Genomic DNA, 24,037 nt, shown 5'->3' on the forward strand with positions numbered 1-24,037 from the left:
GTCATTAGTTGGCTGACATCCGCGGCGGCCACGGTATCATTCGCCGATTGCCGCCCCGCAGGGGGGCTTATTTCAGGTCGCGGTCGACACGGGTTCTTGCATGAAATTCATTTCTTCGGGTCCGCTCGCCGGGCGGAAAGCCCGCATCGGATTGGTGCTGGCTGCCCTGGTGGCAGCCGCTGCCTTCTTCTTTTCCGGTTCCGGGGCGCCCAAGCCGGCGGCGCCGAGCAAGGCAGCGGCCAAGCCGGCACTGACCGTCAGCCTGACCTCGCCCCAAGTTCTTGAATGGCCGCAGGTGCTGCCCGCCAACGGCAATGTCGTGGCCTGGCAAGAGGCGGTGATCGGGCCGGAGATCAGCAACTACCGGATTACCGAAGTCCGCGCCCAGGTCGGCGACACGGTGCAGAAAGGCCAGGTCCTGGCCCGCATCGCCAGCGACACCGTGGCCAGCGAACTGGCCGAGGCCTCGGCGGCGGTCGCCGAAGCGCAGGCCAGCGCCAGCGAGGCGCAGGGCAATGCCGCACGGGCGACGGAGCTCAAGGCCAAGGGCTTCTATAGTTCGCAACTCAATACCCAGTACCAGACCGCCCAGCACACGGCGGCAGCCCGCCTCGCCGCGGCCCGCGCCCGGCAGCAGGCGGCCGAGGTCAAGATGAGCAAGACCAATGTGCTGGCGCCGGATGACGGCGTGATCTCGGCGCGCAGCGCGACGGTCGGGTCGCTGACCCAGCCCGGGCAGGAGCTGTTCCGTCTGATTCGCGGCGGCCGCCTGGAATGGCGGGCCGAAGTGCCGTCGGCCGATCTGGCCAGCCTCAAGCCGGGCCTGGCTGCGATCCTGGTCAATCCCAACGGCCAGTCAGTCAAGGGCACGGTACGCGCCGTGGCGCCGAGCGTCGATCCGCAGACGCGCAACGGTCTGGTCTATGTCGATCTGCCGGCGACCGGTGCCGTGCGCGCCGGGATGTTCGCCCGTGGTGAATTCGAACTCGCGCAACGCCCGGCGCTGACCCTGCCGCAAACGGCAGTCGTGCTGCGCGAAGGTTTTGCCTATGTCTTCCGGCTGGAAGGTGCCGACCGCGTGCTGCAGACCAAGGTGATTCCGGGCCGCCGGGTCGGCGAGCGGATCGAGATCGTTTCCGGTCTGCCACCCGAGGCGCGCGTCGTCGAGAACGGCGCCGGCTTCCTGGCCGACGGTGATGTGGTGAAGGTCGTCGACAGCGGTCCCAAGCCGTGATCAACGTTTCGTCCTGGTCGATCCGGAACCCGACCCCGGCCATCCTGCTCTTCATCATGCTGACCCTGTTCGGCGTGATGTCCTTCAAGGCCATGAAGATCCAGCAGTTCATGGATATCGAGCTGCCGACGGTGACCGTCACCGCATCGCTGCCCGGCGCCGCGCCGGCCCAGATGGAAACCGAGGTGGCGCGCAAGATCGAGAATTCGGTCGCCACCTTGCAGGGCGTCAAGCACATCTACACCAAGGTCCAGGACGGGATGGCGATCGTTACCGTCGAATTCCGCCTCGAGAAGCCGACCCAGGAGGCGGTCGACGACGTCCGCGACGCCGTCTCGCGGATCCGCTCCGACCTGCCGGGTGACCTCAAGGACCCGGTGATCAGCAAGATGAACGTCGCCGGGGCGCCGATCCTGACCTATACCGTGGCTTCGAGCCGGATGGATGACGAGGCGCTGTCGTGGTTTGTCGACAACACGGTGGCCAAGGCCATCCTCAGCGTGCGCGGTGTCGGCGCCGTGGCCCGGGTCGGCGGCGTGACCCGCGAAGTCCATGTCGAGCTCGATCCGGCCCGGCTGCTCGCCCTGAACGCGACGGCGGCAGACATTTCGCGCCAATTGCGGCAGATCCAGCAGGAAGCCTCGGGCGGCCGCTCCGACGTCGGCGGCATCGAGCAGTCGGTGCGCACCATTGCCACGGTGCAGTCGGCGGCTGAGCTGGAGACTATGGACATCGTGCTCGGCGACGGCCGGCGCCTCCGCCTCGACCAGGTGGCGACGGTCAGCGACACGGTGGGCGAACAGCGCTCGGCGGCGCTCCTGAACGGCAAGCCGGTGGTCGGTTTCGAGATCACGCGCAGCCGGGGCGCCGGTGAAGTCGAGCTGGCGGTCAATGTGCGGGCGACGCTGGAAAAGCTGAAAGCCGACAACCCTGACATCACGATTACCGAAGCCTTCAATTTCGTCGATCCGGTCGAGGAGAATTTCACCGGTTCGATGACACTGCTGCTCGAAGGCGCGATCCTGGCGGTGATCGTCGTCTGGTTCTTCCTGCACGACTGGCGCGCCACCCTGGTCTCGGCCACCGCCTTGCCGCTGTCCATCGTCCCGGCCTTTGCCGTGATGTACCTGATGGGCTTCACGCTCAATGTCGTGACCCTGCTCTCGATGTCGCTGGTGATCGGCATATTGGTGGATGACGCCATCGTCGAAATCGAAAACATCATGCGCCATCTGCGCATGGGCAAGACGCCCTACCAGGCGGCCATGGAGGCGGCGGACGAGATCGGCCTGGCGGTCATCGCCACCACCTTCACGCTGATTGCCGTCTTCCTGCCGACCGCCTTCATGAGCGGCGTCGCCGGTAAATTCTTCGTCCAGTTCGGGTGGACGGCGGCGATTGCCGTTTTCTTCTCGCTGGTCGTGGCCCGCATGCTGACCCCGATGATGGCTGCCTATATCCTGAAACCGCCCAAGCGCGAACATCCCGAGCCGCGCTGGCTGGAGCGCTATGCCGGGGCGGCGGCGTGGTGCCTGAAACACCGGGTGCTGACCATGCTCGCGGCGGCCGTCTTCTTCGTCGGCTCCTTCGCCCTGGTGCCCCTGCTGCCGACCGGCTTTCTGCCGCCAGACGACCTGTCGCAGACCCAGGTCTATCTCTCGCTGGCGCCGGGCAGCACCTTCGAGGAGACGCGGGCGATGGCCGAAAAGGCGCGCCTCATCATCGAAAAGCATCCGCACGTCAAAATGGTCTATACCGCCATCGGCGGCGGCGCGGCCGGCAGCGATCCGTTTGCGCCGCGCGGCGCCGCCGAAGTGCGCAAGGCGACGCTGACCATCAACCTGACGCCGCGCAAGGAGCGTGGCGGTGTCACCAAGCAGAGCGTCGAGCGCGAGTTCCGCGAGGCGCTGGCCGAACTGCCCGGCGTCCAGGTCAAGGTCGGTTTCGGTGGCTCGAACGAGAAGTACGTGCTCGTGCTGGCCAGCGAGAACGGCCCGGTGCTGGCCGAACACGCCCGGCTGGTCGAGCGCGAACTGCGCACCATTCCCGGGGTCGGCAATGTCACGACGACGGCCAGCTTGGTCCGTCCGGAACTGGTCATTCGCCCCGATTTCGCCCGCATGGCCGACCTCGGCGTCACTTCGGCGGCGATCGCCGATACCCTGCGCATCGCCACTGCCGGTGACTACGACCAGAGTCTGGCCAAGCTGAATCTGGCCCAGCGCCAGGTGCCGATCGTCGTCAAGTTGCCGCCGGCGGCGCGCCAGGATCTGAGCCTGCTCGAACGGCTGACCGTGCCCGGCAAGCATGGCCCGGTGATGATCGCCAATGTCGCGGCACTGACCATCGCCGGCGGCCCGGCCGAAATCGATCGCTACGACCGGCTGCGCAACATCAATTTCGAGATCGAACTGAATCAGCAACCGCTCGGCGATGTCGAGAAGCAGGCGCTGGCACTGCCCAGCCTGACCAAGCTGCCGCCCGGCGTGCTGCAGACCACGATCGGCGACGCCGAGGCGATGGGCGAACTGTTCGCCAGTTTCAGCTTGGCCATGGCCACCGGCGTCCTCTGCATCTACATCGTGCTGGTCCTGCTCTTCAAGGATTTCGTCCAGCCGGTGACCATTCTTGCTGCCCTCGTTCTCTCGGTGCCCGGTGCCTTCCTGGCGCTGTTCGTGACCCAGACCGCGCTCTCGATGCCGTCGATGATCGGCCTGATCATGCTGATGGGCATCGCCACCAAGAACTCCATCCTGCTCATCGACTATGTGATTCTCGCCCGCCGCGAGCACGGACTCGACCGCTGGCATGCGCTGATCGATGCCTGCCGCAAGCGGGCCCGGCCGATCGTCATGACCACCGTGGCGATGGGCGCCGGCATGATGCCGATCGCGCTCGGCATCGGCACCGACCCCAGCTTCCGCGCCCCGATGGCGATTGTCGTGATCGGTGGCCTGATCACCTCGACCTTCCTCAGCCTGCTGGTAATTCCGGTGGTCTTCACCTATGTCGACGACCTGATCGGCAAAGTGCGCCAGGCTCTGGGTCTGCCGCCCCATCACGATCCGGCGGAGGTGCACACCGGCCCGTGAAGCAGGCGCCCCCGGCGCTATGACAAAGGTAGTAGAATCGCTGCAGAACAATACTTCACGATTGGGTACAGCGTGCCTTTGTCGGTAGGGCCTTCCAGCGCGGGCGGGGTTCACTCCCCGGCCGGTGCGATCACGGCGCCGCGGAATTTTCGCCGGCTGCTGATCGGGGGGCTGGTCTGCTCGAATATCCTGGTCTTCGTCCTCTCCGGCTATTCCTTGCTGCAAAGCCGGGAGCAGTACGAGGCGCGGGCCGAGATGCTGACCCAGAACATCGCCGGCGCGCTCGAACAAAGCGTCGCCGGCAGCATCGAAAAGCTCGATCTGGCGATGCTGACGGTGGCCGACGAACTCGAGCGACAACTGGCCGACCAGGGCATCGACGAGGCGGGGATGAGTGCTTTCCTCGCCCGCCAGCTGAGCCGGCTGCCCGAAGTCGAGGCGATCCGGGTGGCTGATGCCAGCGGCCTGGTCATTCTTGGCAAGGGGGTGGTCAAGGCGGAGCGCACCAGCTGGGCAGACCGCGAATATTTCGTCTATCTGCGCGATCACCCGGAGGGTGGGCTGCAGATTTCAAAACCGCGCGTCGGCCGCGTCGCCAGGCAGTTCATCATCGGCTTCGCCCGCCGCTACAACTATCCGGACGGCAGTTTCGCCGGCGTCGTTTCGGCCCCGATCGCGGTCGAACACTTTTCCCGGCTGCTGTCGCGCTTCGAGCTCGGGCCGCAGGGCGCGATCAACCTGCGCGATACCGATCTCGGGCTGATCGCCCGCTTTCCGGCCATCGCCGACCGGCCGGTCGGCCAGATCGGCAACAATACCGTATCACCCGATCTGCGCCGCCTGTTCGACTCTGGCGTGGTCTCTGCCACCTATCGCACCGCAGTCAGTGCCGACGGCTATCAACGGACCGCCACCTTCCGTCGTCTGGCTTCGGCGCCGATGATGGTACTGGTCGGTCTGGCCACCGACAGCTATCTGGCCAACTGGTGGTCGCAGGTCTACGAAACCCTGGCGATGGCGGGGGCCTTCCTCTTCATCTCCGTCGGCCTCGGCTGGTTCCTGCTGCGCCTGCAGGCGCGAGCCGAGCAGGCGGGGCAAAGCTTGAGCGATAGCGAGGCCTTTGTCGTCAGCGTCGTCGACTCCCTGCAGGAACAGCTCGTGGTGATCGATGGAGACGGTACGATCGTCGCCGTCAACGCCGCGTGGCGGCGCTTTGCGGCCGAGAACGGCGGGCCGGAAGCGGCCCCGGTTGCGCTCGGGGAAAACTACTTCGCCGCTTGTGCCGACGCTCGCCAGGTACCGGTTGGACCAGACACCGCCGGGATGCTGACCGGCATTCGCGCCGTTCTGGCCGGCCAGTTGCCCGAGTTCACCCTGGAGTACCCCTGCCATGCAGCGCCCGAGCCCGTTGGTTCGTCCTGCGTGTCCTGCCGCTCAAGGGGCGTCGCGGGGGGCGGTGCTGATTCACCAGAATGTCACCGAGCGGCACCGGGCAGCGGCCGAACTGGAGCAGTACCGCCTGCATCTGGAAAAAATGGTCGACCAGCGAACGGTCGCCCTCTCCATCGCCAAGGAAGCCGCCGAAACTGCCAACCGGGCCAAGGGCGCCTTCCTTGCCAACATGAGCCATGAACTGCGTACGCCGATGAACGCCATCATGGGCATGAGCGAGCTGGTCTTGCGCCATAGCACCGATCCCCGGCAGCGCGAGCAGTTGTCCAAGGTAGTCGAGGCAGCGCATCGGCTGCTCGGGATCATCAACGATATTCTGGATATTTCGCGGAGTGAGGCCGAGCGACTGAGTCTGGAAAGCGTCAATTTCCAGTTGGCCGATCTGCTCGACAACGTCGCCGCGCTGGCTGGCCAGAAGGCCGCCGACAAGCACCTGGCGCTGGTCTTCGATCTCCCTGCGGAACTGCGCGAGCGGCCGCTGGCTGGCGACTCGGTGCGCCTCGGGCAGATTCTCTCCAACCTGATCAACAACGCCGTCAAGTTCACCGCCAGCGGCGAAGTCAGGGTTCGCGTCGCGATCGCCGAAGAGAGCGCGACGACGCTGCTTCTGCGCTTTGAGGTGCGGGATACCGGCATCGGCATTTCGGGCGACGACCAGTTCCGACTGTTCGACACCTTCGCCCAGGTCGATGCCTCGTCGACCCGGGAATATGGCGGCGCCGGCCTCGGCCTGGCCCTGTGCAAACGCCTGGTGCAACTGATGGGGGGGCAGATCGGGGTGGACAGCCAGCTTGGTGCCGGCAGCACCTTCTGGTTTACCTGCCGGCTGCTCAAGGCCGAGTCTCCCGGAGCCGCGCCTTTGTCGCTAGGCGCCGCCCTGTAAGCCGCTGCTGGTCCCGGCGGATCGGCTCAGCGCGCGGGCGTCGACCGCCGCTCCCGGCCGAAGGTCAGCGTATAGAAGACGTCCAGTGCGTTGTCGCTGCCGGCGCGGCCGATCAGCGAAATCTGGCGGGTCAGGTTCACGGTCAGCTTGACGACACTCTCGGCCCGGCCCAGCGACTGCTCGTAGGAAAGCAGCGTATTGGCGCCGAGGCGTTTGCCGACGCTGAGGATCTGGTTGCCGGTCGTCGCGCTGCTGTCGAAGCTGCTGGCGGCGACCCGGCTGCCCGGCTGGCGGCCGCCGCTGCCGCCGATCTCGCCCTGGCGGACGCCGAATTCGTCGACCCGAAAGGTTTTTTTCAGCTGTTGGACGAGGTTGCCGGAGTCATTGCCGAGCAAGCCGCCGGCGGCCGAGAAGAGGACGGCGGCATCGCCGGCGCTCATGTTCTCCGAGCCGTGGCCGAGGACCAGCCAGGCGAGCTTTTCGGTATCCGGCAGTTCAGGATCGGAAATTAGCCTGACCAGCGGCCTTTGCACCGTGCCGCCGATCTGCACGCCGGGTTCGACGGCCAGTCCCTTGCGCACGGCGCGGACATCGAGGGCCGGATTGTCAAGCAGGCCCTGGAAGGTCAGGATGCCGCGCTCGATGCTCAGTTGCTGGCCATAGGCGTCGAAGCGGCCGTCGCGGGCACGGATGCTGCCGCTGGCCCGGGGCAGGTCGCGGCCGCTGGCGCGCAGCCGGAGGTCGCCGCTCAGGCGGCTGGAGAGGCCGGCGCCGTTGAACAGGAAGTTGCGGCCGAGGTCGGTGCTGAGGTCGAGATCCAGTTTCGGGCGCAGGCTGGCGCCGGCCTTGGCATCACCCGGGCGTTTGATGACCACGTCGTCGGAGAGCCGTGGCGCCCCGGCCGGGGCCAGTTGCCAGTAGCCGGCATCGACCGCGAGCTGGCCTTTGGCGCCCAGCGTGTCGCCCTGCCAACTGAGCCGGCCGCTGCCGGAAACGGCCACCCACTGGTCGGGCAACTGCCAGGCACCGAGGCGGTCGAGCTTGAAGTCGAGAAAGGCGTTGTCGGCGCCCCACGCGCTGTGGATCTGCATTTCGCCGGAAATTTCGAGATGTCCCGGGCGCTGCGTCAGGCTGGCGATTTCCTGGCGGCCGGCCAGGCGCAAGGGGCGGGGCATGGCCTGCAGCACGCTGTCGAAAGTGAGCTGGCGAACGCGCAGTCGGTTGTCGTCGAGGTCGATGGCAAGTTCGCCGCGGGTCAGATCGAGGCCTTGTTCAGGGCGGCGCAGGGCGAGCTGTTCGCCGCGGAAGCGGCCGCTGGAAACCGGTCGGGCCGGGGTGCCGGTCAATTTCAGCTCGCCGTTGAAGCGGCCGGCGCTTTGCCAGCCGTCGCCGATCAGTTCGGCCAGCCAGCCGAGATCGGCGATCGCCATTTGCAGCCGGCCCTGCCAGGGTGCCAGGCGGTCCACCGACCACGCCCCCTGCATGGCGGCGCTCAGTTCGCCATCGACTTGGCCGACGCGCGTCCCCCGGGCGCTCAGGCTGGCCCGCAAGTGCTGCGGGTCGGCGGCGGCCTGCAGCGTTGCCTGCCAGTCGAGCGGCTCGCCGGCCAGTTGGGCCGGGCCGAAGGACCAGGCGGCGGCGCCCAGGTTCAGCGGGGCGGGGGCGCTCAGGCGGAAGTTGCGGGCCTCGTCCTGGCCGTTCAGGCGGGCTTCGAGCAGCCGGCCGCGCCATTGCGGCACCGCTGCCTGCGGATCGATGCCGCCTTCGGCCGCCAGATTCAGCCGGGTCCGGTTGATCAGTTCGCCGCTGGCGCGCAGGCGGTGGGCCTGATTGCTGCCTTCGCCCTGGAGCCGCAGGCCCTTGGCCAGTGCCGGTTGCTCCGGCGTCGTCAGCTGGCCGATGGCGAGGTCGATGAGAAGCGGTGAGGCCGCGGCGCCACCGAGTTCCGCCTTCAGCGTCAGGTCGCTCAGGCGACCATGGCCGGGCCAGCCGAGTTTGGCCGCCTGCAACTGCGCCGTCAGTCGGGCTTGCCGGGTTCCCCCGCTGAGCCGGAGCTGGCCGCTGATGCCGCCTTCCAGACCGTAGGGCGCGAGTTGCGTGGCGTCGAGGTCGATGGCCAGGGTGTCGGCCGGATCGCCGAAGGCCCCCCGGGCGGTCAGCCGGTTGAGGCCGGCGCTCAGCGCGATGTCGGCGCGCGGTATGCGTGGCCAGTCGATGCGCAATTGCCCTTGTCCGGCCAGCGGCTGCCCAGCCAGCTGGCTGTCCTGCAGGCTGAACTCGCCATCGATAATCGGGCGCGGCGTCAGCTGGCCGCGGCTCTTGAAGCGGGCGTTGATCTGCGCCGCCGGCACCTTGGCAAAGCGGCTTGGGTCGAAACGGCTGAGTTCGCCTTCGGCGCTGAAGGCCATCGCCTTGGCCAGGCTGAGCTCGCCTTTGCCGGTCAGGCGGGCGTTGCCGGCGGCGATTTCCAGCCGGGGCACGGTGACCAGGCCGGCGGCATGGCCGGCTTCGGCGCGAAGGGCAAATTGGGGATCCTTGAGGTCGAGTTTGAGCGTTTGCCGCTGGGCATCGAGACTGGCCGACAGCGGGCCGTCAAGACGGGTCGGGCGCAGCGTCGAGACGAGCCGGGCGGCATCGAGACGGCGGGCGTTGAGGTCGAGCAGTAGCGTGCCGTTCTGCCAGCGGCCGTCGCCAGCGAGTTCACCGTTGCCGGGCAGGGTCGCGCGCAGGACAGTGAGGCGGGCGCTTTCGGCCTGCCAGTCGAGGCGGCCGCTGAGGCTGAGCAGCGGCAGGCGCTGGCGATCGAGGGGGCCGGGCCGGGCATTGTTTACGCTGAAGTGGCCGGCCACCCCGCTTCCTTGTGGGTCTAATTCGGCGCGCAGGCTCAGGCTGGCGGCCGGGGCGCCAGCGTGCCAGGCCGCCGGGTCGATGTCGTCGAGAGCGATGCGGGCGCTGGCGAAACTGGCCGGCGCGAATGGTGTGAGCAGCACTTCCGCCTGGCCGGTGATGCCCTGGTGAGCGCTCGCGGTCAGTGCGATGCTCGCGAGCGGGCCGGCCGCCGCCAGCGTCACCGCCAGGGGGCGTTCTTCGAGCTGGCCGGTCACTTCGAGGCTGGCGACCAGCGGTAGCGGAGCGCTGCCGCCCAGGGTCGCCTGGCCGGCGAGGCTGAGTTCGCCGAGGCGGGCCTGGAAATCGTTCAGTTGGTGCGTCTGGCCGTCGCTGCTCAGGCGCCCCGAGATTTCGCCGGTCACCAGGGCGCTGCCGTATTTCACCTGACCGAGGACGAGGTTGTGCACGGCCAGGGCCAGGGGCAGCGTCAGGTCGGTCGGTGCTGGTGAAGGCGGACTATCGGGGTTGCTCGAAATGTGCAGCCGGGTGATGCGCAGTTCGCCGACCTCCAGCCGTCCAGCGAGCAGGGCGGCCGGCGACCAGTCCAGTTCGACCTGTTCGGCACGCACTTGCAGATCGGGCGTTTCCCAGCGCAGGGCAGCGATGCGCAAAGGGCCGAGCAGGCGGCCGCCGTCTGCTTCGACATGCAGTTGCCCGCCACTGGCCCAGCCGGCCAGTTCGGCCGCCGTGCCCAGGCCGCTGCTGCTGGCGCTGAGCCAGAGCAGGCCGCCGGCCAGGCTGGCGAGCAAGGTGATGGTGGCGAGGAGGGCGGGGCGCAGTCGCATCTCAGAAGGGAATGGCCAGCGAGAAATGCAGGTGGATGTCGCCGGTGCGCTGGCCGTAAGCGAGGTCGACGCCGATCGGGCCGGCAGGGCTGCGCCAGCGGGCGCCGAGGCCGTAGCCGACGGCTAGTTTCACATCGGCCAGGTCGTCGACGGCGTCGCCGGCATCGACGAAGGCAGCGACGCCCCAGCTGTCGTCCAGCCAGTGCGTGACTTCGGCACTAGCGACGGCGAGATAGCGCCCGCCGACGGTCGCCGTGCCTTCCTTGATGCCGAGACTCTGGTAAGCGTAACCGCGGACCGAGCCGGCGCCGCCGCTGCGGAACAGGTAGTCCTGCGGAATGCGCTGCCGCGAATCGGCCAACGTGTAGCCGACTTCGCCGCGCAGGGTCAGTGTATCGACGCGGCCGAGCGGCACATATTGCTGCCAGCGCCCGTGCAGGCGGACGAAATTCTGGTCGGATAGCGCTGCCTTGGCGCCGCCGCCAATCTGGAGCTGGAGCACGGTGCCGTGGCGGGGATCGAGCAGGTTGTCGACCTTGCGCCAGGTCCAGGCGACATTGGGGACCAGGGCGCGGCTGGTCACCGGCAGGGCGCCGTCCGGCTCGCGGCGTTCTTCCTGCCAGTTCAGGGACAGGCGCTGCTCGATGCTGCCGCGCTGCTGCACGCTCTGGGCGCCGAAGGCGTAGCGCTCGGTCTTCAGTCCCTGGATGTCGTTGCCCTCGGCCATGAAGCCGACGCTATGCCGGCGGTTTTTGGCGTCGGGCGGCAGGAAGACGTCGGCGTAGGCGGTCTGCCGCTTCTGCTCCAGACGCAGGCCACTGTTCAGTTCCCAGGCCTGGTTGAAGAGATCGGGCGTCTGGTAATTGACTTCGACGCGGGCCCCGGTATTCGAGCTGGCGCCGGCGCCGAAGCCGACGCGATGGGGCTGGCGCTCGCGCAGCTTGACGATGACCGGGGCGCTGATCGTGCCGTCGCCGTCTTCGTCGATCGCCTCGGTATCCAGCCTGGCCTGTACCGAGGCGAAGTAGGGGGTGGCCTGCAGCGCGCTCTGCAGGGCGTTCAGGCGGTCTTCGCGGTAGGGATCGCCCGGCTGTACGACCCGGTTGTAGCGCGCGACCAGGTCGGGCGAATAGCTTTCGAGGCCTTCGATGCGCAAGGCACTGAAGCGGTAGCGCGGGCCTGCATCGTAGTGGGCGCTAAGGCGGGCGCGCCGGGTTTCGGTGTCGATCTCGGCCGTGCTGTCGACCAGCCTGGCGGCAGCGTGTTCAACCGCCAGCAGTTCGCCCAGCACCTGCTGCTTGGCGCTATTCCAGTCCTCCTGGCGAAAGGGCTGGCCGACCGGCAGGCGCCAGCCGGCGATCAGGGCGTCACGGGTCCCGGCGGCGAGCGGGCCGTCGATCACCAACGCCACCTCGCCGATCTGGGTGCGCGGGCCGGGGTCGAGTTTCAGGCGCAGATCGCTGGTACGGTCGGAAAACTCGAAGTGCGGCGAGAAATAGCCCTCGGTCGCCAGAATCTCGCTGAGCTGGCCTTCCAGCCGGTGCGGGTTGCCGGCCTCCTCGGGCAGGTAAGGGGCCAGCAGGTCGACGATTTCATCCGGCGCCTGCAACTGGACCTCACCGGCGCTCAATGAGCCGGCAATGGCGAGGAACAGCGAGGGCAGCAGGCGGCGGATCAGCACGCCGGAATTCTACCCGCCGGTCTCGGCTTTCGCCGCCGGGCGCGGCGGCAGCAGGAAGCTGCGCGGCTGCCGGCGGAGGCGCTGGCCGATGGCCTTGAGCAGCGGTCCCCAGTGTTCGAACTGGATGTTGCGGGCCTTGAGGGCGGTGCGCATGGCCAGCCAGAAGCTGACAGCGAGATTGGTCAGGCCGATCAGGGCGATGCCCAGCGCCCCCCAGAGGATGGCCGTGAGCGGCAGGGCAAACTGGAAGCCGTTGACCGCGTAACCGAGGTTGGCCGAGGCGAAGGCGATGTGCCGGATATCGAGCGGCAGGCCGAGGATGATGCCGATGACGCCGGTCGAGCCGAGCATGCAGCCGAACAGGAAATTGCCCATGATGCCGCCCAGCCGGTCCTGAATGTAGGTGCCGACCCGTCCGGCGCCTTCCTTGCCGGCCAGGCGCTGTAACCAGGGCAGACGGCCGAGGCGCGGCCCAATCTCGGCATAGGCCGCCCGGTTGTCGAAATAGCCGCTGATCAGGCCGGAGAGGAAGAGGTAGAAACCGGCGATGGCGGCATGAGGCAGTGCCCAGCCGACTACGTCGAGGTCGGCCAGCAGACGGACGCCTTTCTCGGGGGCAATGAGCGGGGTGCCGAACAACTGACTGAGACCGAAGCCGACGGCGAGGGCGACCGGCAGGGCGACCATGACGTTGCCGCCGATCGCCGCCAGCTGGCTGCGGCTGACCGCGGCGATGACGTCGACCATGCGTTCAAGATCGGCGCCACGCGTCGGCTTCAGGTCGCCGAGCAGGCCGGCCAGCGTCTGCGCCGTCATTGCCGGCTGCTTGGTGGCGACCGTCATGCCGAGCAGGTAGATGGTGACGAAGCCCAGGCCGTAGATCATGCTGAACAGGAAGGCCTCGACGAAGAGCGGGGCGTGCAGCCCGCCAACGAAAATCTTGAGCAGGGCCATGCCGGCGATCAACACCCCGGCGCCCGCTGCCGAGCGCCACATGCCGCGGTATTGGTCGGGCGTGTCACAGATGTAATGTTCGCCGGAGCGGGCGGCGTTTTCGGTGACGCGCACGGCAAGCAGGCGGGAGAGTTGCGCCATGTAGAAACGCAGGCTGTTGCGGCGATTTTCGGCGAGAAAGGCGGCGCGGGCGAACTCGGCCCAGGCGGCGAGCGCTTCGGCGCGGGTGGCTGCTTGCTGGCCGGCAGTCAGGATGGCGACCAGTTCGTGCAGGCGTTCCAGGCTCTGTTCGCTGCGCGTCAGGATATAAGTCAGATGGAGGCTGGTGCCGACGGTCAGGGCCCGCTTGCGGATGCGTTGCAGGGTATCGCGGCACTGGTCGGCGATGACCAGCAACTGGCTGCCGTCGTCAGCCTCTTGTCCAGCGTCGTCGAGCGTCGCCCGGAAGGCATTGACGAAATCCAGGGCTTCGGCGGACAGCGAGATGAAGCGTGGGGTGTGGTCGTCGAAGTCGGGCGCGGCGCGCATCAGTTCGCCCTCGACGCCGAGGCCGCTGACGCGGTGGGCGAGGAGCAGCACGGAGTCGAGAATCTGTTCCTGGATGCTGCGCCAGTCGATGCTGCGCAAGGCGTCGGCCGGGGCAATCAGGGCCCAGAAACGTTGCGAATGCCCGGCCGGAATCGCTTCCAGCCAGCGCCAGTCGTCGCTGCGGTCGTAGATGACATGCAGGCAGTCTTTCAGCCGGCGTTCGTCCGGGGCCTCGGGCAGCAGGCGATTGCCCAGGATGCGCCACCATTCCGAGAAGAAGCCGGTGCCGGGCAGAATACCGCTGTCAGTAAAGAAGGTAAGCAGGCGCCGGGTGGCGAGAAAATGCACGACATGGCCGCGAAAGGCAGCGCACAGGGCGGAGTCGTATTCGAGGCGGGAAAGCATGGCGGCATAGCGCTCGCTGGCCCCGTTCTCGCGCCGGTCCTGCGGGCGCAGAACGCCGACCAGATGGCGGATCAGTTCGAGGGCGTCGGCATCCGGATCGGTGAAGGCGGCCAGTGCGGCATCAATCTGTACTTCATCGGGGGCCGGCTTGCCGAGCAGCCAGTGGAAGACCCTGGCGATTCTTGTATTTGTCATTGCAACCTTTGCCTATGTTTCTGCCGCAATGGTAATTGACCGGCTGCCGGAACGCCGTGCCGCACTGTATATGGCGTGTGGTTGAATATTGACTATTCGTAATAGAATAGTTGCGTTTCGCCGTACAATAAACCACTTACATTTTTGACAGGGACCCGCCAATTATGAACATCGCCAAGAAATCTCTGCTTCTGGCACTGCTGGCCGGTATCGGCTTTGGTGCTACCGTTGCACAAGCTCAAGAACGCGTTTATGTGATTGACCAGCGCGACGTCGTCGCCAAGAGCGGCTTCGGTCTGTGCTGGCGTACCGGCTACTGGACCCCGGCTGCCGCCGCCAAGGACCCCGCTGGCTGCGAATGCGACAAGGACCTGCTGCCGAAGGAAGCCTGCGAAGCCAAGGGTGCCTCGACGACTGGCGCTCCTGCCGCGATCGGCCCGAAGCCGACTGGCGAGAAGATCACCGTCGCTGCTGACGCGCTGTTCGACTTCAACAAGGCTGTCCTGCGTCCGGAAGGCAAGGCCAAGCTCGACGAGCTGGTTTCCAAGGCCAAGGCCATCAAGCTCGAAGTCATCCTCGCTGTCGGCCACACCGACCGCATCGGTGGCGACGCCTACAACCAGAAGCTGTCCGAGAAGCGCGCTGCCGCAGTCAAGGAATACCTGGTTGCCAAGGGTATCGAAGCCAACCGCGTCTACACCGAAGGCAAGGGCGAGAAGCAGCCGGTAACCGGCAACAAGTGCAAGGGCACGGCCAAGACCAAGGCCCTGATCGACTGCCTGCAGCCGGATCGCCGCGTCGACATCGAAGTCATCGGCACCAAGTAAGCCGCCGACGCTTCAATGAAAAGCCCTGCTTCGGCAGGGCTTTTTTTGTGACTACCGGATTCACCCCATGCTCAATAACGTCCGTCTGTTTGGTGCCCTGATTCTGGCTGCGCTGGCCGTCGTTCCTGCCGTGCAGGCGGCCGAAGAAATCCGGCGGCCGCGTATCGGCCTGGTGCTCGGCGGTGGCGGGGCGCGCGGGGCGGCTCATATCGGCGTGCTCGAGGTGCTCGAGAAACTGCGCATCCCGGTCGATTGTGTGGCGGGGACCAGCATGGGGGCGCTGGTCGCTGGTTCATTCGCGGCCGGCATGAGTCCGGCCGTGATGCGCCAGAATCTGGCCCAGGCAGACTGGAACGACATGTTCATCGACAATCCCGAATACTCGGAGATGAACTATCGCAACAAGACCATCTCCCGCCGTTTCCTGCCGGGCTCGGAAAGCGGGGTCGGCACCGATGGCGTGAAGTACCAGTCGGCGGTGGTCGCCGGGCAGAAGATCAAGCTCTTCTTCAATCAGCTGGTGCGGGCCAACCAGGGCGAGCGCAACATCGAGGACTTGCCGCTGCCCCTGTCGATCATCGCCACCGACATCGGTTCCGGCGACAAGGTGGTCTTTCGCGACGGCCCGTTGACCACCGCGATGCGCGCCAGCATGTCGGTACCCGGGCTGATCGCACCGGTCGATCATCAGGGGCGCAAGCTGGTCGATGGCGGCCTGGTCGACAACCTGCCGATCGGCGAGGTGCGCGAGCGTTGCCGGGCCGACGTGGTGATCGCCGTCAATGTCGGCTCGCCGCTGCTCAAGCCGGAAGAGGTCGGTTCGCTGCTCACCGTGTCGGCGCAGATGGTCAATATTCTGACCGAGCAGAACGTCACCCGCTCGCTGGCGACCTTGAAGCCCGACGACATCTACATCAAGCCCGAACTCGACGCCATCGGCGCCGGCGATTTCGCCCGCCATGGCGAGACCGCCGACCGCGGCCGGGTGGCGGCCGAAGCGCTGGGCGCTCAACTGGCCCGCCTGGCAGTCGACGAACCGGCCTACGCCGCCTGGTGGAAGGGCATCGTCGTCACCAGCCGCGTCTCGCCGCGTATCGATGCAGTCGAGATCGTCGGGCTGGGGCGGGTCAATCCGGCCGTCGTCGAGCGGCACCTGCATGTCGAACCGGGGCAGACCATCCGGCCGAGCAACATCAATCGCGACCTGCTGCGCATGTATGGCGACGGCTATTACGAAAGCGTCGATTACACCGTACTTCGCCAGCGCGAGCGCAACATCCTGCGCGTCATGCCGGTCGAAAAGGCCTGGGGGCCGGACTACCTGCGCTTTGCCGTCAATCTCTACGCCGACAACAGCCAGGGCTCCTCATTCGGCCTGCGCCTTGGTTACCACAAGACCTGGCTGAACAGCCTGGGCGGTGAACTGCTGGTCACCGGCGATGTCGGTTCGACCAACCGCCTCGGCCTCAATCTTTACCAGCCGCTCGATACGTCCCAGCGCTTCTTCGTCGAAGGCACGACCGGCGTCGAGCAGACCCGCCTGAATGTCTTCGAAAACGATCGCCGCATCGCCCAGTACAAGGTCACCGAAACCGGTGCCGGCGTTTTCGTCGGCAGCAATATCGGGCTGCTCGGGCCGCTGCGCCTGGGCTGGGTCGAACGCCATCGCTTCTTCGAACTCGATATCGGCGACCCGTCGCTGCCCAAGGCCGACCAGAAGTTCGGCGGCTGGAAAGCCGCGCTCGATTTCGATCAGTTCGACCGCATGTATTTTCCGACCCGGGGCTGGGGCGTGCAGCTTTCCTACTTCGATTCGCCGCGCCTCGATTACTCGCGGGCCGATGTCGATTTGCTCGCCGCCTTCGCGCTCGGCGGCACCGTCTTCAATGCCCGGCTGCACTACACCGGCTCGCCGCGTGGTGTGCTGCCGGTCTACGATGCCGGCACCCTGGGCGGGTTCCTCAACATGACGGCCTTCGCCCAGAATCAGCTGATCGGCGACGACATCCGCTATGCCGGGCTGCGCACCGAGCAGATCATCGGCCGGCTGCCGCTCGGCCTGCGCGGCGACATGCGCCTCGGGCTGGCGCTGGAGGCGGCCCAGGTCAGCACGCGCTACACCGAGACCCAACGCAATGGCGTGCTCGATTCGACGGCACTCTATATCGGCGGCGAGACGCCGTTCGGACCGACTTATCTCGGTTTCGGCTACTCGACCAGCGGCGTCAGCAACCTCTTCCTGTCGATCGGCATCCCGTGAGGCAGCGGCTGGCGCTGGCGGGTGGCATACTGGTGCATCACTTCCAGCGGAGAACGCCATGCAATCACGCTTCCTGATGTTTTTTGCGGTCTGCCTGCTGTGGATGGGCACGGCGCTGGCCCAGGTCAATATCAATACCGCCAGCCAGGACGAACTGGATGGCTTGAAAGGCGTTGGCCCGACCAAGGCCAAGGCAATTGTGGAGTACCGGAAGAAAAATGGGCCGTTCAAATCGGTCGATGACCTGAATAACGTCAAAGGCTTCGGCCAAAAGGTCGTGGATAGTCTGCGCGCCGACGTCACCGTCGGCGCCGTGCCCCGTGCTCCGTCGGCGATTCCGGCTCCCGGCCGGAAGAGCGCCGAAGTGGCGCCGCCAGTGGTCGCTCCGACCAAACCCGTTGCCCCGGCTCGTCCCGCAGTGCCCGGTGCGGCTTCGGGCGTGAAGCCGCCGGCTCCGGTCGCAGTGCCGGCAGACAAATCTGCTTTGTCTGCGCCTGCTCCGGCCAGGCCGGCGCTGCCCGGGAAGGCCCCGGCCGAAGCCAGAGCGGCGGCGCCGTCAGCGCCGATCGCCAAACCGGCGGCTCCCGCCCGTCCCGCCGCCCCGGCCCGCCCGGCCCAGCCGGCAGCGGCCAACTGAGGCAAGGCGGCAGTATCGGAGCGGCCGTGAGCGATCACCTGTTTCTCTGCGCCACCACCCGCCTCGCCCAGATGCTGCGCGGCGAGATCCCCGCCGGCCAGACGGTCTGGCGGACCCGGCTGGCGCTGACTCTGGGCCAGTGGCTGGCGGCACTGGCTGACGAAGCCTTGCTCACCGGCATCGCCGATCTGCCGGCGGCGCTCGACCCCTTTGCCGAACGCCTGCTTTGGGAAAAGGTGATCGCCGGTTCGCTGACCGAGGCGGCGCCGCTCTTCGACATTCAAGGCATGGCGGCTTCGGCGGCCGAGGCGCACGCGCTGGCCGGCATCTGGAATATTCGGCCGGGCGGTAGCCAGCTGTCCGACGAGGCCCAACTCTTCCTCGGCTGGCAGGCCGAATTCGAGAAACGCTGCCGGGCCGGCGGCTGGGTCGACCAGGCCGGCCTGCACCGGCAGCTTGTCGGCCTGATCGCGGCCGGCCATTTCGCCTTGCCGGCGACGATCATCTTCGCCGGCTTCGATCGCCTGACGCCGCTCGAGCAGGGGCTGATCGCTGCCTTGACGGCACGGGGCATCGAGGTCGACCAGCGGCCGAACCGGATCGTCGACGCCGCTGCCCGCTACGTCCTGCCCTGCGCCGACAGCGAAGCCGAATGCGCCGCCGTCGCCGCCTGGGCCAAGGCCCATCTCGCGGCCAATCCGGCGGCCCGGCTCGGCATCGTCGCGCCCGACCTGGCGGGCGTGCGCGACCGCCTGGAATTCGGCCTCGACGACGCCCTGCACCCGGCCCTGCTCCGCCCCGATGCGGCCGAGGTGCCGCGCTGCTTCAACTTTTCGCTGGGCCGCGGCCTGGCCGACCTGCCGCTGATCCGCGTCGCCCTCGACCTGCTGGCCCTCGGCAGCGGGCGCGCCAAGGTCGAGCAGGGCCGCCTCTCCGAGCTTTTGCTGGCCGGCGGCTGGGCTGCCGCCGAGGCGGAAGCCGATGGCCGCGCCCGGCTCGATGTCGCGCTGCGCCGCGATCTGCCATATTTCACCACCCTGCCGGCCCTGATCCGGCTGGCCGGGCGCCTGGCCGAGGAACAGCCGCCGCTTTGCCCGCTGACGGTGGCGGCGCTCGAAGCCTTCATTGAAGCGATGAGCAGCCTGCCAAAAAGCCTGTGTCCCGGCGAATGGTCGGCGGTCTTCCGCCAGGCCCTGAAAGCCGCCGGCTGGCCCGGCGACCGGGCGTTGTCCAGCCACGAGTTCCAGGCCCGCCGGGCCTTCGGCGAAGTGCTCGACAGCTTCGGCCGCTTCGACGGCCTGCTCGGGGCCCTGTCGTTCAACGAAGCAGTGCGCCGCTTGTCGCAGCTTTGCCGCCAGCGCATCTTTCAGCCGGAAACCCGCGGCCGGCCGGCGATCCAGGTTCTCGGCGTGCTCGAAAGCGCCGGTCTCGGCTTCGATGCACTGTGGGTGATGGGCATGAATGACGATCTCTGGCCGCCGGCTCCGCGCCCCAACCCCCTGTTGCCGGCCGAACTGCTGCGTGCCGCCGGGGCGGCCCACGCCAGCGCCGAGGTCGAACTCGATTTCGCGACGCGGGTCCATGCCCGGCTATCGCTGGCTGCACCGGAAGTCACCTTCTCCTATGCCCAGGCCGATGGTAACCGCGTCTTGCGCCCGAGTCCGCTGATCGGCGGACTGCCGGTGCTGGCCGAGGCACCAGCGGCTGTTGGAAGCCTTGCCCGGCAACTGGCGCAGCAGGCGGCCAGCGCCGGCGAACAGCTCGCCGACGCCGCCGCCCCGCCGGTCGGCGAGGGCGAGAAGGTTTCTGGTGGCAGCTGGCTGCTGCGCGCCCAGGCGATCTGCCCGGCCTGGGCCTACTACCAGTTCCGGCTCGGCGCAGAGGCGATGGAGGCGCCGGTCGAAGGCCTCGACCCGGCAGCGCGCGGCACCCTGGTCCATGAAGCGCTGGAAGCCTTCTGGACCGCCGTGCATTCGTCGCAGGCGCTCGCCGCGCTGGGCGAGGCGGCGCGCCGGCAGGCCATCGCCGAGGCGGTGACCAAGGCCCTGCAGAGCTTCGAGCTCGATCGCCGGGTCACGCTGCCGGCCCGCTTCCGCGAACTCGAAGCGGCGCGCCTGGAAAAGCTGCTCGAGGTCTGGCTGGCGGTTGAAACGAAGCGCGGCGTCGATTTCGAGGTCATCGCCTGCGAACAGCCGGCCGAAGTCGAGATCGAGGGCATCAAGGTCAGGATGGTGGTGGACCGCATCGACCAGCTGGCCGACGGCCGCCAGGTCATCATCGACTACAAGACCGGTGCCGCCATTGACTACAAGAACTGGGCCGAAGCGCGCATCACCGAGCCGCAACTGCCGATCTACGCCGCGCTGGTCGCCGACGAGGTGACCGCCGTCGTCTTCGCCAAGGTCCTGCTCGACAAGCCGGCCTTCGCCGGCATTGCCGACGAAAAGGACATCCTGCCCGGCGTCCAGGGTGTCGGCGACGAGAAACAGAAAATTTTCGACCCAGCCGAATTCCCGGACTGGATCGCCGTCGTCATGCACTGGCGCGAACGTCTGCATGCGGTGGCGAAAGAAGTAAGGCAGGGGCAGGCCGGGGTGATGTTTGCCGACGAAAAGGCGCTGCTCTACTGCGAGGTCAAGCCCCTGTTGCGGCTGGCCGAGCGGCGGCGCTTGTTGGCCGAGGCGCAGGCGGGCGGGTAGGGTATCTCTGTATATACAGCTTTGGAGTGCGCAAAGTTACTCAGATTGCTGGCTCAGCAGATGATCAGTTCCAAGGGATCTTTCCCGTATTGCCCTCGAACGTATGTAAAGCGGCTCAGCAAGCGCGTGCTGGCCTTGTACGGTGTAAAGGGCCGCGAGGTTGGTCAGAATTGTCGCTAGTCCAGGATGGCTTGGGCCGAAAGTCTTCTCGTAGATTACCAAGGCACGGGTATATAGAGGCTCTGCCTGCATGAACTCTCCCTGGTTGCGGTAAAGCTCCGCGAGGTTGTTCAGACTGTTAGCCACATCGGGGTGATCCGGGCCGTAGGTCTTCTTGCGGATATCCAGCGAGCGTTTGTAGAGCGGTTCGGCCTGCCGGTACTGGCCCTGAGCCGTGTAGAGCGCCGCCAGGTTGTTCAGACTGGTAGCGACTGCCGGGTGGTCAGGACCCAGGGCTTTTTCATAGATCACCAGCGCCCGCTTGTAGAGTGGCAGCGATTGCTCATTCAAACCTTGGTTGCGATAAAGCTCGGCAAGGTTGTTCAAGCTATTGGCAACTGCAGGATGGTCAGGGCCGAAGGCCTTCTCATTGATCGCCAGCGCCCGCTTGTACCTGGGCTCGGCCTGAACATGCCGGCCACGGGTTCGATCAAGCTCGGCAAGATTGTTCAGGCTGTTCGCGACATCGGGGTGCTCCGGACCGAAAGCTTTTTCATTAATCGCCAGCGCCCCCTCATATAGCGGCTCAGCCAAGGCATACCGTCCTTGCGTGCGGTAAAGCAAGGCCAGATTGTTCATGTTCGCAGCGACAAAAGGATGGTCCGGACCGAGCGTCTTCTCATTGATTTCCAGGGCACGCTTGTATAGCGGCTCAGCTTGCGCGTACTTGCCCTGGGCTCGAAAGAGTATTGCGAGGTTATTCAGATTGTTGGCTACATCCGGATGATTTTGCCCGTAGTTCTGCTCGGTGAGGGCCAGCGCCTGCTTCGCCACGATAACGCCACGATCGTACTTCCCGGTTCGGTAAAGCTCGATGGTTTCCTGATTGAGCGACTGCAATTCAGGAGGAGCGTCCTCGCCGGCCATGACGGCAGGCAAGGTGAAGCAGGCATGGAGCATTAAAACGACACAGAGCTTGCTGAATTTCATCCTGCTTCCTCGCCTACATTTATTTTCGCAGAGGTCTTGCGATCTTCAGGCTGTCCGTTTCCGCTTAGCGCCTAGCCCTGCCAGTCCGAGAGCCAAAAGTGCCAGCGTCGCGGGTTCGGGTACTGTCGCGGCCAGTTCATCAATAACGAGAGCAGATGGGAAAGCAGCGAAATCTGTAGCAAGATCTGGCGAGGATGACTGAATCGGCAATCCTGTCGGTACGCCACCCGCGCGGTCCGAATTTGGCCCCAAGTCGACAGGGAGTGTGGCTAGTAACAATGCGCGCTGCAGATCCTCAATCAATTCTCCGGTCTCGCGATCGCTATTAGCCTGGTTGCTCGAGGGAGGGCGCTGATCCAGAGATGGATTCACTGTAATTCCAGGCCCAGTGGCGACAATCTGGAAGTCGTTCGGCGTGGGAATGTCCTCACAAAGTTCCCGGTCGAACGCCGCGCCAGGAGTATTGGCCTGCGCCATGGCGCAAAGATATTTCCTGACAAGCTCTCGGTTGTCGCGAGTGGGCGATCGCGGTGGCTTGCCAGTGTCTGGGGCAAACTCATTGATTGATGACGGGCGGGCCAACGCCTCCAGGCCGGGATTCCCTGCCAAGTGAAGTGCCTGCGCCAGCTGCATGACAGCAGCGCCTACTCCCTGCTGACTCCCTGTCATTGGATTAGCCATTCCTGCACTCGCAGGTGAGGCGTTAATAGCCGCGATTGCTTTAACACTGTCAGAGCGGCCATCAGACCCTTCCCGGAATTTTTGGGGATATAACGCTCTGATGACGCACCGCGTACCGTAAAACTTGCCAAATCCGAATCCAGCAAAGGCGAAGCCAAGGCCTGGGAGGCTCCAATAAGCAAACCAGTCACGGTCACTGAGAGGATTGAGATGCATTTTTGCGTTTTCATTGGGCTCACTCGTTTCCATGTTTTTGGGATGGGATATCCCGGCTATCTCGCGGAACCTCTCCTTCAGGAGTCGCGCTGATTGTCTAGTGTCACGAGGACGGACTCTGTACGCTGGCGCACACTGTTTAATTGCATGACCCGATGCTTCGCTCAGCGCTCTTCATCAAGGCTGGTGAGGCGACCAGAAACTCGCCGCCGCAGGGCTGAAAGAGAAAGCGCAAACACTGCTGGCGATTGCCTGGGAAAACCATTTCCGGAATCCACCGCCCTACGAAAAGTGGTCGCGGCATGACTCAGCGACTGCTTTTATCAAACTGTAAAATAGTCGGCATGAAGCGTTATCTGGATGATCTTGTTGCGGCTGATCTTCAGCGCAAAATGGCGTTGCTGACTGGCTTGCGCCAGGTCGGGAAGACGCCGCCGTGCCGGCAGTCGATGGCTGGTTTTCGGCAGGCGCAGCGGGGCCCGGACCGGAAACAGCCATGATGGCCGAGATGGCCAGATTTCTGGCTACCCTGCTTTTGTTGGCAGGAATCAATATCTGCCTGGCGGGAGAGCGTATGGAGAAAATCGTTACGACCGAGGATGGCCTGGCGCTGTGGTCGCAGTCTTTCGGCGAGCCCGGCAATCGGCCGGTCCTGCTGATCATGGGCGCGATGAATCAGGGCGTCATCTGGCCTGAGGCCTTTTGCCGGCAGCTGGCCGAGCGCGGTTATTTCGTGGTGCGTTACGATCACCGCGATACCGGGCTGTCGTCGACGGTGGACTATCAGGCGACGCCCTACCGGCTGAACGAACTGAGTGCCGACGCGCTTGCCGTGATGCGCGCTCATGGCATGCAGAAGACAGTCGTAATCGGCCTGTCGATGGGCGGTTACATTGCGCAACTGCTGGCCATCGAGCATCCCGAGCTGGTCGATCGGCTGGTGCTGATTTCCAGCACGGCCGACCAGCGGCCCTATATGGCGGCGACCATGGGGCAGAGTGTGGCCGGCTTCGACCTGCCCGGTCCCGGCACGGCATTGCTGGACTATATCCGGGCTGCGGCGGCCCAACCCGCGCGTACTGCGGCGGAGATCGAAAAATCCCTGCTCGACGGGTGGGCCGTAACTTACGGCGGCAGCCGGGCGTTTCCCCGCGAGCAGGTGACTGCCGCGCTGCATCTGGCCGCCAGTCGTGCTCCGGATCAACGCGCGGCCTTTCACCATGCGTGGGCGGTGGCCATGTCGCCTGACCGGCGGGAAGGCATCAAGCTCATCCGGGCGCCGACGCTGGTCATCCACGGCAAGTACGATAGCTGCCTGCCGCTGGCGCATGGCGAATACCTGGCCCGCAACATTCCCAAGGCACGCCTGGAGGTCTTCGACATGGGGCATTCCTTCATGGGGGCCTGGGACGACGAAATTCTCGCCAGCATCGTGGCGTTTCTCGGCGAATGATCGCTGCCACCCTTTAC

General features: G+C 66.0%; 15 protein-coding genes. 10 read left to right on the forward strand and 5 right to left on the reverse strand.

Features of this window, described 5'->3' with window-relative positions; translation table 11 throughout:
• Positions 1-100 precede the first annotated feature (100 nt).
• From NQE15_RS02865 to NQE15_RS02880, 4 genes are all read left to right on the forward strand, one after another.
• Positions 101-1,234 carry an efflux RND transporter periplasmic adaptor subunit gene (locus NQE15_RS02865; protein ID WP_265946337.1) on the forward strand — a complete coding sequence of 378 codons (1,134 nt, stop codon included), beginning with the start codon at positions 101-103 and terminating at the stop codon, positions 1,232-1,234.
• The gene (locus NQE15_RS02870) at positions 1,231-4,326 is read left to right on the forward strand and encodes an efflux RND transporter permease subunit (protein ID WP_323670666.1); all 3,096 of its coding nucleotides are present in this window, start codon (positions 1,231-1,233) and stop codon (positions 4,324-4,326) included. The genes NQE15_RS02865 and NQE15_RS02870 overlap by 4 nt, the downstream gene beginning before the upstream one ends.
• Positions 4,327-4,398: 72 nt before the next feature.
• A complete protein-coding gene (locus NQE15_RS02875) occupies positions 4,399-5,958 on the forward strand; it encodes a hypothetical protein (protein ID WP_265946339.1) in 1,560 nt (519 codons plus the stop codon).
• Complete coding sequence (locus NQE15_RS02880) at positions 5,861-6,661, forward strand: ATP-binding protein (protein ID WP_265946340.1); 801 nt, start codon at positions 5,861-5,863, stop codon at positions 6,659-6,661. Before NQE15_RS02875 ends, NQE15_RS02880 begins: the two co-directional genes overlap by 98 nt.
• A gap of 26 nt (positions 6,662-6,687) precedes the next feature.
• Here NQE15_RS02880 and NQE15_RS02885 read toward each other — a convergent pair whose 3' ends face one another.
• The 3 genes from NQE15_RS02885 to NQE15_RS02895 are packed head-to-tail and all read right to left on the reverse strand — an operon-like array spanning position 6,688 to position 14,098.
• Entirely contained in the window at positions 6,688-10,335 is a 3,648-nt protein-coding gene (locus NQE15_RS02885; RefSeq protein ID WP_265946342.1) for a translocation/assembly module TamB domain-containing protein, read from the reverse strand.
• Between the two features lies 1 nt (position 10,336).
• Positions 10,337-12,016, reverse strand: a complete 1,680-nt coding sequence (locus NQE15_RS02890; RefSeq protein WP_265946344.1) for an autotransporter assembly complex protein TamA — start codon at positions 12,014-12,016, stop codon at positions 10,337-10,339.
• Between the two features lie 9 nt (positions 12,017-12,025).
• Positions 12,026-14,098 carry a site-specific recombinase gene (locus NQE15_RS02895; protein ID WP_265946346.1) on the reverse strand — a complete coding sequence of 691 codons (2,073 nt, stop codon included), beginning with the start codon at positions 14,096-14,098 and terminating at the stop codon, positions 12,026-12,028.
• A 164-nt stretch (positions 14,099-14,262) separates the two neighbouring features.
• On the opposite strand from NQE15_RS02895, the gene NQE15_RS02900 reads away from it, so the two are divergent.
• The 4 genes from NQE15_RS02900 to NQE15_RS02915 all read left to right on the forward strand — a co-directional run bounded on the left by NQE15_RS02900 (position 14,263) and on the right by NQE15_RS02915 (position 20,521).
• Positions 14,263-14,925, forward strand: a complete 663-nt coding sequence (locus NQE15_RS02900; protein WP_265946348.1) for an OmpA family protein — start codon at positions 14,263-14,265, stop codon at positions 14,923-14,925.
• 67 nt (positions 14,926-14,992) lie between these two features.
• Positions 14,993-17,185, forward strand: coding sequence for a patatin-like phospholipase family protein (locus NQE15_RS02905; RefSeq protein ID WP_265946350.1), 2,193 nt, complete (start codon positions 14,993-14,995; stop codon positions 17,183-17,185).
• A gap of 58 nt (positions 17,186-17,243) precedes the next feature.
• Positions 17,244-17,822, forward strand: a complete 579-nt coding sequence (locus tag NQE15_RS02910; RefSeq protein WP_265946352.1) for a ComEA family DNA-binding protein — start codon at positions 17,244-17,246, stop codon at positions 17,820-17,822.
• Between the two features lie 26 nt (positions 17,823-17,848).
• A complete protein-coding gene (locus NQE15_RS02915) occupies positions 17,849-20,521 on the forward strand; it encodes a PD-(D/E)XK nuclease family protein (protein WP_265946354.1) in 2,673 nt (890 codons plus the stop codon).
• 36 nt (positions 20,522-20,557) lie between these two features.
• Here NQE15_RS02915 and NQE15_RS02920 read toward each other — a convergent pair whose 3' ends face one another.
• Together NQE15_RS02920 and NQE15_RS02925 are read right to left on the reverse strand one after the other, a co-directional pair.
• Positions 20,558-21,670 (reverse strand): tetratricopeptide repeat protein, encoded by a 1,113-nt coding sequence (locus NQE15_RS02920; RefSeq protein ID WP_265946356.1) that lies wholly within the window; start codon positions 21,668-21,670, stop codon positions 20,558-20,560.
• Positions 21,671-21,715: 45 nt separating this feature from the next.
• Positions 21,716-22,567, reverse strand: coding sequence for a PEP-CTERM sorting domain-containing protein (locus tag NQE15_RS02925; RefSeq protein WP_265946358.1), 852 nt, complete (start codon positions 22,565-22,567; stop codon positions 21,716-21,718).
• 344 nt (positions 22,568-22,911) lie between these two features.
• Here NQE15_RS02925 and NQE15_RS02930 point away from each other — a divergent pair, with 344 nt between their 5' ends.
• Both NQE15_RS02930 and NQE15_RS02935 read left to right on the forward strand, forming a co-directional pair.
• Positions 22,912-23,067 (forward strand): hypothetical protein, encoded by a 156-nt coding sequence (locus NQE15_RS02930; protein WP_265946360.1) that lies wholly within the window; start codon positions 22,912-22,914, stop codon positions 23,065-23,067.
• Between the two features lie 74 nt (positions 23,068-23,141).
• Positions 23,142-24,020 (forward strand): alpha/beta fold hydrolase, encoded by an 879-nt coding sequence (locus NQE15_RS02935; RefSeq protein WP_265946362.1) that lies wholly within the window; start codon positions 23,142-23,144, stop codon positions 24,018-24,020.
• Positions 24,021-24,037 lie beyond the last annotated feature (17 nt).

Origin of the sequence: Dechloromonas sp. A34 (assembly GCF_026261605.1) — a bacterium.
Taxonomy (GTDB): Bacteria; Pseudomonadota; Gammaproteobacteria; order Burkholderiales; family Rhodocyclaceae; genus Azonexus.

Bases quoted from the DNA above. Each gene is read 5' to 3' on its own strand.
- NQE15_RS02865 (WP_265946337.1), top strand. From the start codon at position 101: ATGAAATTCATTTCTTCGGGTCCGCTCGCCGGGCGGAAAGCCCGCATC.
- NQE15_RS02880 (WP_265946340.1), top strand. From the start codon at position 5,861: ATGGTCGACCAGCGAACGGTCGCCCTCTCCATCGCCAAGGAAGCCGCC.
- NQE15_RS02885 (WP_265946342.1), bottom strand. From the start codon at position 10,335: ATGCGACTGCGCCCCGCCCTCCTCGCCACCATCACCTTGCTCGCCAGC.
- NQE15_RS02895 (WP_265946346.1), bottom strand. From the start codon at position 14,098: ATGACAAATACAAGAATCGCCAGGGTCTTCCACTGGCTGCTCGGCAAG.
- NQE15_RS02900 (WP_265946348.1), top strand. From the start codon at position 14,263: ATGAACATCGCCAAGAAATCTCTGCTTCTGGCACTGCTGGCCGGTATC.
- NQE15_RS02905 (WP_265946350.1), top strand. From the start codon at position 14,993: ATGCTCAATAACGTCCGTCTGTTTGGTGCCCTGATTCTGGCTGCGCTG.
- NQE15_RS02910 (WP_265946352.1), top strand. From the start codon at position 17,244: ATGCAATCACGCTTCCTGATGTTTTTTGCGGTCTGCCTGCTGTGGATG.
- NQE15_RS02920 (WP_265946356.1), bottom strand. From the start codon at position 21,670: ATGAAATTCAGCAAGCTCTGTGTCGTTTTAATGCTCCATGCCTGCTTC.
- NQE15_RS02925 (WP_265946358.1), bottom strand. From the start codon at position 22,567: ATGCATCTCAATCCTCTCAGTGACCGTGACTGGTTTGCTTATTGGAGC.
- NQE15_RS02930 (WP_265946360.1), top strand. From the start codon at position 22,912: ATGAAGCGTTATCTGGATGATCTTGTTGCGGCTGATCTTCAGCGCAAA.
- NQE15_RS02935 (WP_265946362.1), top strand. From the start codon at position 23,142: ATGGAGAAAATCGTTACGACCGAGGATGGCCTGGCGCTGTGGTCGCAG.